The organism is Actinophytocola sp. (assembly GCF_050699935.1).
Lineage (GTDB): Bacteria > Actinomycetota > Actinomycetes > Mycobacteriales > Pseudonocardiaceae > Actinophytocola.
In genome coordinates this window covers 197,796-212,975 of record NZ_JBOHGB010000001.1, presented here as the reverse complement: position 1 = coordinate 212,975, position 15,180 = coordinate 197,796, and the positions used below count along the sequence as shown (strand labels likewise).

General features: G+C 71.0%; 14 protein-coding genes. 5 read left to right on the top strand and 9 right to left on the bottom strand.

Features of this window, described 5'->3' with window-relative positions:
* The first annotated feature begins 125 nt into the window (after positions 1 to 125).
* Positions 126 to 605, top strand: coding sequence for an anti-sigma factor (locus tag ACRDTB_RS01045; RefSeq protein WP_431427903.1), 480 nt, complete (start codon positions 126 to 128; stop codon positions 603 to 605).
* A 43-nt stretch (positions 606 to 648) separates the two neighbouring features.
* Here ACRDTB_RS01045 and ACRDTB_RS01040 read toward each other — a convergent pair whose 3' ends face one another.
* Together ACRDTB_RS01040 and ACRDTB_RS01035 are read right to left on the bottom strand one after the other, a co-directional pair.
* Positions 649 to 1,650, bottom strand: coding sequence for an NAD(P)H-dependent glycerol-3-phosphate dehydrogenase (locus tag ACRDTB_RS01040; protein ID WP_431427902.1), 1,002 nt, complete (start codon positions 1,648 to 1,650; stop codon positions 649 to 651).
* Position 1,651: 1 nt separating this feature from the next.
* Positions 1,652 to 2,347 (bottom strand): lysophospholipid acyltransferase family protein, encoded by a 696-nt coding sequence (locus tag ACRDTB_RS01035; protein ID WP_431427915.1) that lies wholly within the window; start codon positions 2,345 to 2,347, stop codon positions 1,652 to 1,654.
* Between the two features lie 198 nt (positions 2,348 to 2,545).
* Between ACRDTB_RS01035 and ACRDTB_RS01030 the strand changes: the two genes are divergently transcribed.
* The 3 genes from ACRDTB_RS01030 to ACRDTB_RS01020 are packed head-to-tail and all read left to right on the top strand — an operon-like array spanning position 2,546 to position 6,529.
* A complete protein-coding gene (locus ACRDTB_RS01030) occupies positions 2,546 to 3,259 on the top strand; it encodes a 2-phospho-L-lactate guanylyltransferase (protein WP_431427901.1) in 714 nt (237 codons plus the stop codon).
* A 33-nt stretch (positions 3,260 to 3,292) separates the two neighbouring features.
* The gene (locus ACRDTB_RS01025) at positions 3,293 to 5,602 is read left to right on the top strand and encodes an RNA degradosome polyphosphate kinase (protein WP_431427914.1); all 2,310 of its coding nucleotides are present in this window, start codon (positions 3,293 to 3,295) and stop codon (positions 5,600 to 5,602) included.
* A gap of 3 nt (positions 5,603 to 5,605) precedes the next feature.
* Positions 5,606 to 6,529: an NUDIX hydrolase gene (locus tag ACRDTB_RS01020; protein WP_431427900.1), complete on the top strand. Its 924-nt coding sequence runs from the start codon at positions 5,606 to 5,608 to the stop codon at positions 6,527 to 6,529.
* Positions 6,530 to 6,715: 186 nt separating this feature from the next.
* On the opposite strand, the gene ACRDTB_RS01015 is transcribed toward ACRDTB_RS01020, so the two are convergent.
* The 3 genes from ACRDTB_RS01015 to leuC all read right to left on the bottom strand — a co-directional run bounded on the left by ACRDTB_RS01015 (position 6,716) and on the right by leuC (position 9,668).
* A complete protein-coding gene (locus tag ACRDTB_RS01015; RefSeq protein WP_431427899.1) occupies positions 6,716 to 7,360 on the bottom strand; it encodes an HU family DNA-binding protein in 645 nt (214 codons plus the stop codon).
* 154 nt (positions 7,361 to 7,514) lie between these two features.
* The gene (gene leuD, locus ACRDTB_RS01010; RefSeq protein ID WP_431427898.1) at positions 7,515 to 8,117 is read right to left on the bottom strand and encodes a 3-isopropylmalate dehydratase small subunit; all 603 of its coding nucleotides are present in this window, start codon (positions 8,115 to 8,117) and stop codon (positions 7,515 to 7,517) included.
* 33 nt (positions 8,118 to 8,150) lie between these two features.
* Complete coding sequence (leuC, locus tag ACRDTB_RS01005; protein ID WP_431427897.1) at positions 8,151 to 9,668, bottom strand: 3-isopropylmalate dehydratase large subunit; 1,518 nt, start codon at positions 9,666 to 9,668, stop codon at positions 8,151 to 8,153.
* Positions 9,669 to 9,765: 97 nt separating this feature from the next.
* On the opposite strand from leuC, the gene ACRDTB_RS01000 reads away from it, so the two are divergent.
* Positions 9,766 to 10,467 (top strand): IclR family transcriptional regulator, encoded by a 702-nt coding sequence (locus tag ACRDTB_RS01000; protein WP_431427896.1) that lies wholly within the window; start codon positions 9,766 to 9,768, stop codon positions 10,465 to 10,467.
* A gap of 16 nt (positions 10,468 to 10,483) precedes the next feature.
* On the opposite strand, the gene ACRDTB_RS00995 is transcribed toward ACRDTB_RS01000, so the two are convergent.
* Genes ACRDTB_RS00995 through ACRDTB_RS00980 form a run of 4 tightly spaced genes read right to left on the bottom strand, consistent with a single transcriptional unit; the run spans position 10,484 to position 15,173 of the window.
* The gene (locus ACRDTB_RS00995) at positions 10,484 to 11,512 is read right to left on the bottom strand and encodes a carboxymuconolactone decarboxylase family protein (protein ID WP_431427895.1); all 1,029 of its coding nucleotides are present in this window, start codon (positions 11,510 to 11,512) and stop codon (positions 10,484 to 10,486) included.
* Between the two features lie 14 nt (positions 11,513 to 11,526).
* The gene (locus ACRDTB_RS00990; protein ID WP_431427894.1) at positions 11,527 to 12,732 is read right to left on the bottom strand and encodes a methyltransferase; all 1,206 of its coding nucleotides are present in this window, start codon (positions 12,730 to 12,732) and stop codon (positions 11,527 to 11,529) included.
* Positions 12,733 to 12,756: 24 nt separating this feature from the next.
* Positions 12,757 to 14,133, bottom strand: a complete 1,377-nt coding sequence (locus ACRDTB_RS00985; protein ID WP_431427893.1) for a cytochrome P450 — start codon at positions 14,131 to 14,133, stop codon at positions 12,757 to 12,759.
* A complete protein-coding gene (locus ACRDTB_RS00980; protein WP_431427892.1) occupies positions 14,130 to 15,173 on the bottom strand; it encodes an enediyne biosynthesis protein in 1,044 nt (347 codons plus the stop codon). Before ACRDTB_RS00980 ends, ACRDTB_RS00985 begins: the two co-directional genes overlap by 4 nt.
* Positions 15,174 to 15,180: the final 7 nt, after the last annotated feature.

The window sequence follows — 15,180 nt, the reverse complement described above, 5'->3', positions numbered from 1 at the left end:
GCGCAAGGCCTCCGTCATGACCCAGATCCGCAACACGCGGCAGCTGCCACCGGAGGCTCCCGCGGTGCCGGCGGAGGCGCCCGTCGTACCGCCGGAGACACACGCGGTACCGCCGGAGGGCGCCCGTGCTGGCGCTGCGCCGGCCGGGTTCGCCGTGGGCGCTGCGCCTGTCGGCCGCGGCCGCCGCGGTGCTGCTCGTGGTGTCGGGTGTGCTCGGCGTGCTGCTCGTGCGCGCGGAGCGGTCGGGGCAGGACGTGGACACCCAGGCGGCCGCGATCGCCGAGATCATCCGCGCGGGCGACGCCCGGGTCGTGAACCAAAGTGACGCGTCGACCGGCCCGGTGACCGCGCTGATGTCCGTGTCGGCCAACCGGATGCTGCTGCTGTCCGATGACCTGCGCGCGGCGCCGAGCGGCAAGACGTACCAGGCGTGGACGATCGGCGAGCAGATCACGTCGGCAGGCCTGATCGAGCCGGCCGACGGCCACGCGTCGCTCGACGTGGACGGCATCGACGCGGCACAGGCGGTCGGCATCACGATCGAACCGGCGGGCGGCTCCGAGCAGCCCACCATGGACCCGATCCTGACGTTCGACGTGAGCTGAGCGTTGGACTCGCGGGTTCGGAGCGTTGGACTCGCGGGGTGGGTCAGCGTTCGGGTTTGGTCTTGCGGCCGATGAGCTCGCCGGCCATCTCGCGCGGGTCGAAGCCGTCGTGGCAGACCCGGTGCACGACCTCGGTGATCGGCATCTCCACGCCGTGGCGCAGCGCCAGCTCCCGGATCGCCGAGCAGGACTTGACGCCCTCGGCCACCTGTCCGTGCGCCGCGGCCTGCGCCTGCTGCACGGTCTCGCCCCGGCCCAGCCGCTCGCCGAACGCGCGGTTGCGCGACAGCGGCGAGGAGCACGTGGCGACCAGGTCGCCGAGACCGGCGAGCCCGGCGAAGGTCATCGGGTCCGCCCCCAGCGCCACTCCGAGCCGGGCCGTCTCCGCGAGGCCGCGGGTGATCAGCGTCGCCCGCGTGTTGTCGCCGAACCCCAGCCCGCCGGCCATCCCGCAGGACAGCGCGATCACGTTCTTGCAGGCCCCGCCCAGCTCGCAGCCGATCACGTCGGTGATGGTGTACGGCCGGAAGTAGCCGGTGGTGCACGCGTGCTGCACCGCGACGGCGCGATCGTGGTCGGTGCACGCGATGACCGAGGCGGTCGGCTGCTCGGCGGCGATCTCCTTGGCCAGGTTCGGCCCGGACACGACCGCCACCTGGCTCTCCGGCACGTCCATCACCTCGACGACGACCTCGCTCATCCGCTTGAGCGAGCCCAACTCCACGCCCTTCGCGAGGCTGATCAGCGTCACCGACGGGTCGATGAGGCCGCGCCACGCCGTCAGGTTGTGCCGCAGGCTCTGGCTCGGCACCGCGAGCACCACCGTCGCCGCACCGTCCAGCGCCAGTCTCGGGTCCGAAGTGGACCGGAGGCTCTCGGGCAGCCGGACGTCGGGCAGGTAGTCCGGGTTCACCCGATCCTTCGACACGGCCTCGGCGACCTCACGCCGCCGGGCCCACAGCGTCACCTCGCAACCCGCGTCGGCCAGCACCTTCGCGAACGTGGTGCCCCACGAACCGGCGCCGAACACCGCGATCGGACCCATGTCAGGCATGGTCGCCGGAACCGCCCGAACTGTCCTCGCGGGCCTTCGACGGCGCATAGAAACCCTCGGGCGCCGACTCCTGGCGGATCGTCGCGAGCTGGTCCTTGACCCGGCTCATCAGCAGGTCGGTGACCTCGCGCAGCATCTCGTTGGTGATCGGCCGGCCCCGGTAGGCCGACAGGTCGACCGGCTCGGACACATCGATGTACACGCGCTTGCGCGGGAACGGGCGGAACTTCTTGGCGTACCCGTCGAGGATGAAGTTGGTGCCCCACCGGGCCGCGGTCAGCACCGGCACGTCGTTCTCCAGTGCCAGCCGAGCGGCGCCGGTCCGCGAGCGCATCGGCCAGCCCTTCGGGTCCTTGGTGATCGTGCCCTCCGGATAGATCACCACGAACTTGCCGGTGCGCAGCGCCTCGTTCGCGGCCGAGAGGCTGTGGGACGCGCCCGACGTGCGGCGGTACACCGGGATGCTCCCGGAGCCCCGGATCATGTACTTGAACACCGGCACGCGGAACAGGCTGTCCTTGGCGAGGAAGCGCGGCACCCGCCCGTTGCGGTGCACGAACACGGCGTCCACCGGCGGGTCGATGTGCGAGACGTGGTTCATCACGAGCAGAATGCCGCCCGGGCGGCGAATCTGCTCGCTGCCGCTCGGGACGGCCTTTCCGAGCCAGGCGAGCGGGTAGAAGATCATCGCGGTGGCCCACACCCAGAACCCGCTCTTCTCGATTCGCGCCGGCACCAGTCCTCCTCGTTCTGTTGCCCGTGAGTATGGAGCACAATTCGAAACAGGCGCGCGGGTGCCCGGGAGCTGCTGATCAGGAGTGTTCCGAATAGTGCTCCAGCCCCGGCCGCGCGGGCGCCGGTCCGGGCCGTCCTGCACCATGGTTGCGTGGATGTCGACTTGGTGGTCCCGATCAAGCGGCTGGACCGGGCGAAGTCGCGGTTGCGCGGCGCGGGCAACGGCGCGGTCGATGGTGCGCACGCCGACCTGGTGCTCGCGCTGCTGGTGGACACGGTCACGGCCGCGGCCGGCGCCGAGGGCGTGCGGCGGGTGCTGGTGGTCTGCGAGGACGGGCGGGTGCCCGCGGCGCTGCGCGGCACCGGCGTCGAGTGCGTCGACGAGCGCGGGCTGCCGGGCCTGAACGCCGCGCTGTCCTTCGGCGCGGGCATGCTGCGCGAGCGGCGCGGCGGCTCGGGTGTCGGCTCGGGTGTCGGCTCGGGTGTCGGCTCGGGTGTCACCGTCGGCGCGCTGCAGGCGGACCTGCCGGCGCTGCGCACGGAGGAGCTGGCCGCGGCGGTCGCCGAGGCCGACGGGCGGCGGGCGTTCTGCGCGGACCGGGCTGGCACCGGCACGACGCTGCTCCTGGCCGCGGCCGGGGCACCGCTCGAGCCACGCTTCGGGGCCGGCTCGGCGGCCACGCACGCGGCCAGCGGGGCGGTCGTGGTCGGCGCCACCTCGGGTTCCCTGCGTTGCGACGTGGACACCCCGGACGACCTCGCGGCGGCCGCCGAACTCGGCCTCGGACCGCGAACGGCGTACCTGGCCGGGCGGATGGGAAAGTTGCCGCCACCGATCGAACGGGGCTGCCCCATCGGGCGGTAGTTGCAGGACAATGACACCGTGAGCACGGAGAGTATGGAGCAACCAGGCACCCCGCCGACGTCGAACGACAGACCGGCCGACGGCCTCGCCGCGACGCCGACCTCGAGCCCTGCCGCGACCCCCGCCGACGCCGACCGTGACACCGGCAGCGACACCGGCAGCGACACCGGCAACGACACCGGCAACGACGCTGACCGTGACACCGAGACGGTCGTCGCGCCCGAGCCCCGCGGCGTGCCCTCCGCCCCACCGGCCGTCACCCCGGATGTCGAGGAGACCGACCTCCCGGACCTGCCCGACGACCGTTACCTCAACCGCGAACTGTCCTGGTTGGACTTCAACGCCCGGGTGCTCGCGTTCGTCGAGGACGCCTCGCAGCCGCTGCTCGAGCGCGCCAAGTTCCTCTCGATCTTCGCGTCCAACCTCGACGAGTTCTACATGGTCCGAGTCGCCGGGCTGAAGCGCCGCGAGGAGACCGGCCTGTCCGTGCGCAGCGCGGACGGCCTCACGCCGCGCGAGCAGCTGGCCTACATCGCCAAGCGCAACCAGGAGCTGGTCGAACAGCAGTCCGCGGCCTGGGAGCGGCGGTTGCGGCCGATCCTCGCCGAGCGCGGCATCGTCATCGCCAGGTGGGCCGAGCTCACCGACGAGCAACGCGAGCGGCTGTCCCGCTACTTCCGCGAGCAGATCTTTCCCGTGCTCACCCCGCTCGCGGTGGACCCGGCGCACCCGTTCCCCTACATCTCGGGGCTGTCGCTGAACCTCGCGGTGACCGTGCGGGACCCGAAGGGCGGCGGCGAGCGGTTCGCCCGGGTGAAGGTGCCGAACAACGTCTCCCGGCTCGTGCCCGTCGACCACCACCGCGACGACCCGGACGCGACGTTCCTGCCGCTGGAGGAGCTGATCGCGGCGCACCTCGGCGATCTGTTCGCCGGGATGCAGGTGACCGCGGTGCACGCGTTCCGGGTCACCCGCAACGCCGACCTGGAGGTCGAGGAGGACCAGGACGAGGACCTGTTGCAGGCGCTGGAACGCGAACTCGCGCAGCGCCGCTTCGGCCCGCCGGTACGCCTCGAGGTCGCCGACGACATGAGCGAGCACATGCTCGAGCTGCTGCTGCGTGAGCTCGAGGTCGACCCGCACGACGTGGTCGTGGTGCCGGGCCTGCTCGACCTGTCGTGCCTGTGGCAGCTCTACAACGTCTCGCGCAGCGACCTGAAGGACCCGCCCTTCGTGCCCGCGACGCATCCGGCGTTCGGCGAGCGGGAGACGCCCAAGAGCGTGTTCGCCACGCTGCGCGAGGGCGACGTGCTCGTGCACCACCCGTACGACTCGTTCTCCACGAGCGTGCAACGGTTCATCGAGCAGGCGGCGAACGACCCGAAGGTGCTGGCCATCAAGCAGACGCTGTACCGCACCTCCGGCGACTCGCCGATCGTGGACGCGCTCATCGACGCGGCCGAGGCGGGCAAGCAGGTCGTGGCGCTCGTGGAGATCAAGGCGCGGTTCGACGAGCAGGCGAACATCAAGTGGGCGCGCACGCTGGAGAAGGCGGGCGTGCACGTGGTGTACGGCATGGTGGGCCTCAAGACCCACTGCAAGACCGCGCTCGTGGTGCGCCAGGAAGGTTCGGTCATCCGGCGCTACTGCCACATCGGCACCGGTAACTACAACCCGAAGACCGCGCGCCTGTACGAGGACGTCGGGCTGCTCACCGCCGAGCCGTCGATCGGCGCGGACCTCACCGACCTGTTCAACGTGCTGACCGGGTACGCGCGGCAGGACGAGTACCGCAGCCTCATGGTGGCGCCGTACGGGATCCGTCGCGGCATCGTGGAGCTGATCGAGCACGAGGTCGAGCACCGGCGGGCCGGGCGCCCGTCGGGGGTTCGCATCAAAATCAACTCACTCGTCGACGAGCAGGTCATCGACGCGCTGTACCGCGCCTCGCAGGCGGGCGTCGAGGTGGACATCGTGGTGCGCGGGATCTGCGCGCTCAAGCCCGGCATCGAGGGGCTCTCGGAGCACATCCGGGTGCGCTCGATCCTCGGCCGCTTCCTCGAGCACTCCCGGGTGTTCCACTTCGTCGGCTCGGACGAGCACTGGATCGGCAGCGCGGACCTCATGCACCGCAACCTCGACCGCCGCGTGGAGGTGCAGGTGCGGATCACCGACGAGAAGCTCACCGCGCAACTGGACGACATGTTCGCCTCCGCGCTCGACCCGGCGACGCGTTGCTGGGTGCTGGAGCAGTCCGGCGGCTGGTCGGCGTCACCGGCGGAGAGTTCGTCCGTGCGCGACCATCAGGAACAGATGCTCGCCAAGCACCACGCACAGGGCTAACAGATGGACGGGGAGATCGCGGCCGCCGGTGCGGTCGTGTGGCGCCCGGCCGAGCGCGACCGTACCGGCAAGACCGTGGAGATCGCGCTCGTGCACCGGCCGCGCTACGACGACTGGAGCCTGCCCAAGGGAAAGCAGGCGCGGGACGAGCGGTCCCGCGCGGCGGCGGCGCGGGAAGTGGCCGAGGAGACGGGGTTGCGCACCGCACTCGGCCGGCATCTCGGGCGTACGCGGTACCGGGTCACCCGCCCGGAGCCGGCTACCAGAGTCGTGGCGTACAAGGTCGTGGAGTACTACGCGGCACGGGCACTGGGCGGTTCGTTCCAGCCGGGCGACGAGGTCGACGCGCTGCGCTGGGTCTCCCCCGAGGCGGCGCCGGAGCTGTTGAGCTACGAGCACGACGAGCGCATCGTCGCGGCGTTCACCGCGCTGCCACCCGACACCACGACGGTGCTGCTGCTGCGGCACGCGAAGGCGGGCAGCCGCGCGGAATGGGCGGGCCCCGACTCGCAGCGCCCGCTGTCGTCGAACGGCCGCCACCAGGTACCGGCGATCGCCGCCCTGAGCGCACTGTACGGCGTCTCGCGCGTGTACTCGGCACCACTCGTCCGGTGCGTGGAGACCGTGCGCCCGGTGGCCGACTCCGCCGGTGTACCGGTGGCGGAGGAGCCGCTGCTGTCCGAGGAAGGCTACGTGGGCAACGAGGACGCCGCCCTCGCCCGGCTGCTCGAGATCGCGGGTGCGGGCGGGACGCCGGTGGTGTGCAGCCAGGGCGGAGTGATCCCGGACCTGGTGTCGCGAGTGGCCGGTGCGGCGGGGCTCGCGGTCGGTGACGTGGCGAGCAAGAAGGGCAGCGTGTGGGCCCTGTTCTTCGTGCGCGACAGCGAGCCGCGACTGGTGGCGGCGGACTACGTCGCGCAGCCCTGACCCGATCCGGTCGCGTACTTCGCCGATTCCTAAAGGATTCTCAGGATTGGGCGGCGGCGTCCGCCGGTGGCACGTGCCCGTCGTGGTGATCGAGCCACACCGATCTCCGTGTCCCCGGTGGAAAGCCACGAACGGTCCGAAGGCCACCCACCGGCACGGTGGATGGCCTTCGGACCGTTTCGTTTACTACTTCTTGCGAGTCGTGCGCGTCGCGGCCTTCTTCGCGGCCGGACGGGCCTTGGCGGTCGTCTTCGCCGTCGCCTTGGCCGGCGCGGCCTTCTTCGCCGTCGACTTCGCGGCCGTCGACTTCGCGGCCGTGGACCGGGTCGCCTTGGCCGGGGTGGCCTTCTTGGCGGTGGTCCGGGCGGTCGTCTTGGCGGCGCTCTTGGCCGCCGTCGAACGGGTGCCGCTCTTCGTTGCCGTGGCGCGGGTGGCCGGCTTGGCCGCCGTGGCCCGCGTCCTGGTCGTGGCCGCCGCACGGCTCGTCGCCGGGCGCGAGGCAGCGGCACGGGTCGTCGCCGTACGGCTCCGCGAGGTGGCGACCTTCGGCAGCTTCTTGGCGCCGCTCACGACGTCCTTGAACGTGGTGCCCGCACGGAAGGCGGGCACGTTCGTCCTCTTCACCCGTACCGTCTCGCCGGTGCGCGGGTTGCGAGCGGTGCGGGCAGCACGCGCGCGCTTCTCGAACACACCGAAGCCGGTGATGTTGACCTTCTCGCCCTTGTTGACCGTGCGCACGATCACGTCGACGAGACCATCGACCGCAGCGCCTGCGGCCTTCTTGTCGCCGAGGCGATCGGAGAGCGCCTCGATGAGTTGGGCCTTGTTCACCCTTCAGTCCTCCGTTGACCACACTTGCGTTCTCGGCCAAACCGGCCGACTTCTGGCCACCGTATGCCCATATCGCCACAATTTCCACGCGACGCGCCCAAAATCCCCGCTCGGGGGACCGGATTCTGTTGCGTGGCTGCCATTCGGCGGCCAGTTACGAGGGGAGTGTAGAGGTGGTGGTCGGCTTCCAATTCGGCCGGCCCCCTTCGAAGACCCCGATGGCGTCCTCGTGGCGCAGGGACAGGGCGATGTCGTCGAGCCCTTCGAGCAGGCGCCAGCGGGTGTAGTCGTCGATGTGGAACGGCGCGACGAAGTCCTTGGCGCGTACGGTCTTGTCCTCGAGGTTCACCGTGACCTCGGTGCCCGGATCGGCCTCGAGCAGCTTCCACAGCAGCTCCACGTCCGACTGGGAGCACTCCGCCGCGAGCAGGCCCTGCTTGCCCGCGTTGCCCCGGAAGATGTCCGCGAACCGCGCCGAGATGACCACCCGGAAGCCGTAGTCGCCGAGCGCCCAGACGGCGTGCTCGCGGGACGATCCGGTGCCGAAGTCCGGCCCCGCCACCAGGACGCTGCCTGCCCGGAAGGACCCCAGGTTCAGCACGAAGTGTTCGTCCGCCCGCCAGGCCGCGAACAGCCCGTCCTCGAAACCGGTTCGACTCACCCGCTTGAGGTACACGGCCGGGATGATCTGATCGGTGTCCACGTTGGACCTGCGCAGGGGGACGCCGACGCCGGTGTGGGTGGTGAAGGGTTCCATGGGTTAGCCCCTTTCAGCTCAGGTCAGCTCAGGTCAGCTCAGGTCTTCGATGTTGACGCTCGACCCTGCGAGCAGGTCTTCGGTGTTGACGCTCGACCCTGCGAGCAGGTCTTCGGGCGAGGACAGCGTGCCGCGCACGGCCGTTGCGGCGGCAACCAGCGGCGAGACCAGGTGCGTTCGGCCACCCTTGCCCTGCCGGCCCTCGAAGTTCCGGTTCGATGTGGACGCGCTGCGCTCCCCCGGCGACAACTGGTCAGGATTCATTCCGAGGCACATGGAGCAACCCGCCGAGCGCCACTCGGCGCCCGCGTCGGTGAAGACGTCGTGCAGGCCCTCGGACTCCGCCGCGGCCCGCACCCGCATCGAGCCCGGCACGACGAGCATCCGGACGCCCTCGGCGACCTTGCGACCCCGCAGCACCTCCGCCGCCGCCCGCAGGTCCTCGATCCGGCCGTTCGTGCACGAGCCCAGGAACACCGTGTCGACGTGGATGTCACGCAGCGGCGTGCCCGGCGTGAGGTCCATGTAAGAGAGTGCCTTCTCCGCCGAGTGACGCTCGTGCTCGTCCGCGATCTGCTCCGGGTCGGGAACCCGTTCAGACAGCGGCAAACCCTGGCCGGGGTTCGTGCCCCAGGTGACGAACGGGGTGAGCGAGCTCGCGTCGATGTCCACCTCGGCGTCGAACCTCGCACCCTCGTCGGTGCGCAGCTCCCGCCACGCGGCGACGGCCTCGTCCCACTCCGCGCCCGTCGGCGCGTGCGGACGGCCCTCGAGGTAGGCGAACGTCGTCTCGTCCGGTGCGATCATGCCGGCGCGGGCGCCCGCCTCGATGGACATGTTGCAGATCGTCATCCGCGCCTCCATCGACAGCTGCTCGATGACGCGGCCGCGGTACTCCAGGACGTAGCCCTGGCCGCCGCCCGTGCCGATCTTCGCGATGACCGCGAGGATGATGTCCTTCGCGGTCACGCCGGGCCGCAGCTCGCCGTCCACATTGATCGCCATCGTCCGGAACGGGCGCAGCGGCAGCGTCTGGGTGGCGAGCACGTGCTCCACCTCGGAGGTGCCGATCCCGAAGGCCAGCGCACCGAACGCGCCGTGCGTGGAGGTGTGGCTGTCACCGCAGACGACCGTGGTGCCGGGCTGGGTGAGGCCCAGCTGCGGGCCGATGATGTGCACGATGCCCTGCTCCGCGTCGCCCATCGAGTGCAGGCGGATGCCGAACTCCGCACAGTTCTTGCGCAGCGTGTCGACCTGCGTCTTGGAGACGGGGTCGTCGATCGGAAACTCGATGCCGACCGAAGACCCGCCGACCGAAGACCCGCTCGCGGGGTCGAGCATCAGCGTCGTCGGAACGTTGTGGTCCTCGGTGGCGAGGGTCAGGTCCGGCCGGCGCACCGTGCGGTTGGCGAGCCGCAGGCCGTCGAACGCCTGCGGGCTGGTCACCTCATGGACGAGATGGAGGTCGATGTAGAGCAGGTCGGGTTCGGCCCCGCTCCCCTGCCGGACCACGTGCTCGTCCCATACCTTCTCGGCAAGCGTCTTCACCATCTGGATTCACCGTCGACTTCCACCATGCGTGTGCCAATGTGCGTTCCACGAACCGGGAGACTGGACTTCCCATATACCGGGAACCTAATATCGAGACGTGGGACAGCATAGCGGCATCGGCGTTCTCGACAAGGCAATGGCCGTCCTCGAGGCCGTGGCGAAGGAACCGTGCGGGCTCGCCGAGCTCTGCACGCGGACCGGACTGCCCCGTGCGACGGCGCACCGGCTCGCGGTCGGGCTGGAGGTGCACCGCCTGCTACGGCGGGGATCCGACGGCCGCTGGCGTCCCGGCGCGGCGCTCGCGGAGCTCGCCGGCGGCGCGGTGGATCCGTTGCTGGACGCGGCGAGCGCGGTGCTGCCACGGCTGCGGGACCGTACCGGTGAGAGCGTGCAGCTGTACCGCCGCGACGGCGCGCACCGCATCTGCATCTCCACCGCGGAGCCGCCGAGCGGCCTGCGCGACACGGTTCCGGTCGGCGCGCGGCTGTCGATGTCCGCCGGCTCGGGCGCGAAAGTGCTGGCCGCGTGGACGGATCCGGCCACGCAGCGCACCCTGCTGGCCGACGCGGTGTACGGCGAGCGGGCGCTGCTGGAGGTTCGGCGCCGGGGCTGGGCTCAGAGCGTGGGCGAGCGGGAACCGGGAGTAGCCAGCGTTTCCGCGCCCGTGCGCGACTCCGCGGGCGCGGTGGTCGCGGCGGTGTCGGTGTCCGGTCCGATCGACCGCATGGGCCGCCGGCCGGGTGCGCGGTGGGCGGCGGACCTGCTCGCCGCCGCGGACGCGCTGCAGGCCCGCCTCTGATCCTTCCGGCGCACGCTCACACGCAGTCCGGACTGGCCACGGCGAGCCAGGTGCTGACCCGGCGGGCCGCTGTCATACTCGCCCACGCGGCCAGTTCGACCAGCGTGTCGTCACCGGGTGCGGTGCGGCGGAACGCATCGACGAGGCCCTCGTCGACCTGGTAGGAGGCCAGCGCGATGGCCAGGGCCAGGCTGCCGGCCGGGCGGTCGGCGGCCGCGAGCTCGGCGACCGCCTCGTGCACCCAGGACCGGCTGATGCCCGGCGCCTGGCCTTCCCATGTAGACAGTCGATCGCGGACGAGGTCGCGCACGCTCCGCGGTACCGACCGGGCGCCGGCGGCCTCCGTGGCCGCGTAGGCGCGAGCGAACGCGTCGGCGACGACCGCGTTCGGACGCGCCCAGCACAGGTCGTCCGGCAGCGGCGCGGCCGGCAGCAGGTTCAGCGACGCGCCCGGCCGCGGCCCGCCGCTCGCCGAGGGCCGCAGGACCCCGCCGAGCACCCGCCGGGCCCGTGGCTTGGCGGACTCCGGCACGTGCGCCGGGAACGGAGACTCGCGAAGGAACACGTTGACCATGCGGTTGTAGTAGTGGAACGCCACGGCGACGCCGATCAGCTCCGACGCGGGCTCCGGCGGGAACGGCGGCGGGACCGTCGCCGTCGCGGACGCGCGTGCCCACCCGATGATCGCGTCGGGGTCCGACCGGCCGGCCGCGTCCGCGATGCCGTCCAGCGTCATGCTGTGCACGTCCTCGCAGTACGGGCAGCTGTTGGCCATCGACACCCCGGTGGCCACCGCCTCCTTGCTCGCCCGGTCGGCGACGCCGTGTGCCAGAAGGGTTTCCCGCAGGACCATCCAGGACGCGGCCAGCGTCCGCGGAGCCGCGGAGTGCAGCGCGACCGGCGGCGCGAGCATCCTGAAGTCCCGCTCCACCTGCCGGTACACGTCGGCGACCAGCCCGCGGGCGTGCCGCCGCTTGACGACCCGGATGTGGCGGGTGTCGTTGAGCGACCGGCGTACCGCGAACCGGACCAAACTGGCGACCATCGCTGCTCCCTTGATCAGGCAGAAGGGTTCGTGCGGGCCAGCACGGCACCTACCACGAAGTCCGGGTACCGCTCGGCGATCGCGTCCACGTCGGGGAGGACCGTCACGTCGGCGAATCCCGCCGCCTCGAACGTGGCACGCCATGCCGCGGGCGTCAGGAAGCCGTGCGTCGGCCGCTTCACCGGATCGGTGGCGACGTCGGTGAAGCTGTCCAGGAAGTCGAAGATGATCTCGGCATGGATGGGCCGTGCGAGCTTCGTCGGCCGCACGCACTCCGAGACCACGACCGTCCCACCCGGCCTGAGCGCCTTCGCCGCCTCGGCGATGACGAAGTCGAGATCCGGTGCCACGTGGAAGCAGTTGACGGAGTAGACGGCGTCGAACGTGCCTGGCCCGACGCCCTGCGCCTCCCAGGACATCGTCATGTCCAGGCGCGCCGACTCCACGGTCGTCGACGGCGAGGCAGCCGCCTGCGCCGCCTTCTCACCGTGCCGGGCGAACGTCTCGGCGACCTCGGTGAACCGGTAGCGCGTGACTCCGGAGCCGAGCTCGCGCAGGGCCTGCTCGGCCGCGCTGCCGCAGCCGCCGCCGATCTCGAGGATCTCTAACCGGCCGCCGGCCGCGGGTACCAGGCGGGACAGTGCCTCCGCGCCGATCGTGTTGTTGATGGCGTAGAGGAGGTTGTCGTTGGAGAAGTACTTCAGCCAGAGCGGGAGCTGCTTGGGCGCGAAGAGGATCTCGTCGCCCGTCGCCTCGCCGCTGAAGTAGGTCTTCGCCTCGTCCACCAGCGTCCGCAGGATGTCGACGGCCACCGCGGCACCCGGCTCGCGCGCGGCGAGCTCGGCCGCCACCTCGGCGAAGTCCTGCGGCTCCACCGGCCCGAGGTAGTACTTTCCGTTCTCCCGCTCGAGGATGTCGGAGTCCGCGAGCTTCTCGTAGAGGAACCTCAGCGGAACCGTGCGGCGCCACGGGATCGAGAGCTCCTTCTTGGCCTGCTGGACCGAGATCCCGGCGTTCGAGGGCAGCGCGCCGATCGAGTCGAGGATGCTGTTCGCCGTCGCGTCGACGAGCCGGGCGAAGGTCTCGTTCGCCGCCAGGAACCGGTACGGGAAGAGCTCACGGACCCGCTCGTCGGCGATGGCGGCGCGCAGCTCCGCGAACTCGGCCGCCTTGGGGTGCTCCTCTGGTGGACCGTAAGGGCTGTCCGCGAGGTTCTCCATGGTGCTCTACCCGACTTTCCGTGCTCATGCCGCGATGCGGCCTGCCGATGTCCAGGGGTGGACGGTCATGGGGAGGCCGCCGCCGAGGCGCAGCGACATCATCGGCTCCGGCTTCACCCGGAAACCGGGCACCTTCTCGAGTCTCAACTCGCGCGCCAGCGTGGAGATGATGAAGGTGGCCTCCATCATCCCGAGGTGGTTGCCTACGCAGAACCGGGGCCCGGCGCCGAACGGGATGTGCGCGTAGCGAGGCCGGTCCGTCCGCACGTCCGGGTCGAACCGCTCCGGGTCGAACCGGAGCGGGTCGACCCAGTACCTCGGGTGCCGGTGCAGGGTGTACGGGCTGATCAGCACCTCCGCGCCCGCGGGCACGTGGTAGCCGCCGACCTCGTCGTCGCCGACCGCCCGGCGCGGGAGGATCCACACCGGCGGGAACAGGCGCATGGCCTCCTGCAGCACCATGTTCGTGTAGCGCAGCCGGGGCAGGTCCTCGTAGGTCGGGCGGCGGTCGCCGTAGACGGCCACCGCCTCCTCGCGCAGCCGGTCGGAGACCTCCGGGTGCTGGCTCACCAGGTCCAGCGTCCAGCCGACCGTGCTCGCCGTCGTCTCGTGCCCGGCGAGCAGCAGGGTCACCAGCTCGTCGCGCATGCGGCGGTCGGCGACCCGCTTGTCGGCCTCCTTGGCGGTGGAGGCGATCAGCCGGGTCAGCACGTCGTCGCCGGACTCGGACGGGTTGGCCTTCCGTTGCGCGACAAGGATTCCCACGACGCGCTCGAGGTGGGCGCGGGCCGCGCGGAACGCCCGCTGTCCCTTCAGCGGCAGCCACCGCGGCACCAGGCCCAGGGTCTCCATCTCGAACATGGCCTGGTCCTGCACGGCCTCGAAGGAGTGCTCGACCGACTCGAACGCGCCCAGGTCGGTGTCCAGCAGGGTGGCGCCGAGCACGCCCAGGGTGAGCGCGGTGACCTCGGACAGCACGTCCACCGGGTCGCTGCCCTGGTGCGCACGCAGCCGCTCGACCAGGCCGAGCGACTCGTCGACGATCACGTCCGCCTGCGCGGCGATGCGCTTGTGCTGGAACACCGGCTGGATGGTGCGCCGTTGTTCCTTCCACAGCGCGCCCTCGGAGGTCAGCAGCCCGTCGCCCAGCGCCCGCTTGGCCTCGGTGTAGCCGATGCCCTTGTGGTAGTTGGCCGCGTTGTCCGCGAGCACGTGCTTGGCGTGATCGGGGTGGTTGAAGATGTAGAGCTTCTTCGGGCCGATCGCCACCCGCACCGCGTCGCCGTACTCGCTGACCGCCTCGCTCATCAGGCCGAGCCGGTCCGCGCGAAGTTGGCGCAGGATCCCCGGGGCCGCCCGGCGGGGCGGCCCCGGAGGCACGCGGCCGCGTGGGGCGGTCATGCCGCGGCCGGGCGAGCCGCGGGCCCGCCGGTGTCGGTGCGGCTGTCGGTGCCGCTCTCATTGACCACCTCGAGCGGCGACGTGGCCGCCTCGGCCGCGGCGCGCTGCTCGGCCTCGAACCGCACGCGAGCCTTGTTGACGAAGTGCAGGCCCCACAGGAACATCCCGCGGATCAGGCACACGATCGCCGTGGCGAAGAACAGGCCGTAGGCGATGTGCGCGACCATGAAGAGCCCGTAGAACACCGCCACGCCCGCGCCGAACGCGAACTGTGCCCCCGGCTTCGACGGGGTGGTGCCCGGGTCGGTCACCATGTAGTTGGTGTAGAGGATGAACGCGACGCCGGTCATGACCGCCAGCGCGCCCAGGATCGACGTGTCGAACAGCAGACCGCGCAGGATCGCCTGGAGGGCGAACACGCTCAGCCAGCCGAAGATCAGCCACATCCTGTTGGTCAGCTTGGCGTTGAGCATCGTGCCGGTCACGACGATGACACCCACGATGATCCAGCTGACCGTGTCGTCGACGTGCTCGGTGAAGTGGTATGGCGGCGCGATGCTGCCCCAGGGGAACAGGATGAGCACCATCAGGATCCCGAAGTTGGACGGGTTCATGTAGTGCCGCAGGTTGCCGCGCACCGGGGCACGCAGGATCCACTTCGCGGCCACCGCGAGGGTCACCGCGAACATCATCACCCAGATCCGGTCGTTGACGTAGATCAGCATGTTCAGCGCGAGGCTGGTGATGTGCGCGGGGAACAGGAACTCGATCAGGCCCCTCGCCCCGCCGCCGGCATAGCGGGGGGCGCGGCCCTCGACGCGGGCGCCGATCGCCTCCAGCACCAGTTCGACGGTGTAGCCGGTGGCCACGGCCACGAACGGCCAGATCCACGGCTGCTCGAAGCCGAGCACGGTGAAGCCGAGGATGTTGAAGATCGTGATCGAGATCGCGAACCTGCGCAGCGCCTTGACGACCTTGGCGTTCTTCGGCGGCCCCCCGGCGGGCGGCTTCCCGCCGGGCTTCGCTTCCTGGACAACCATTTCCCTT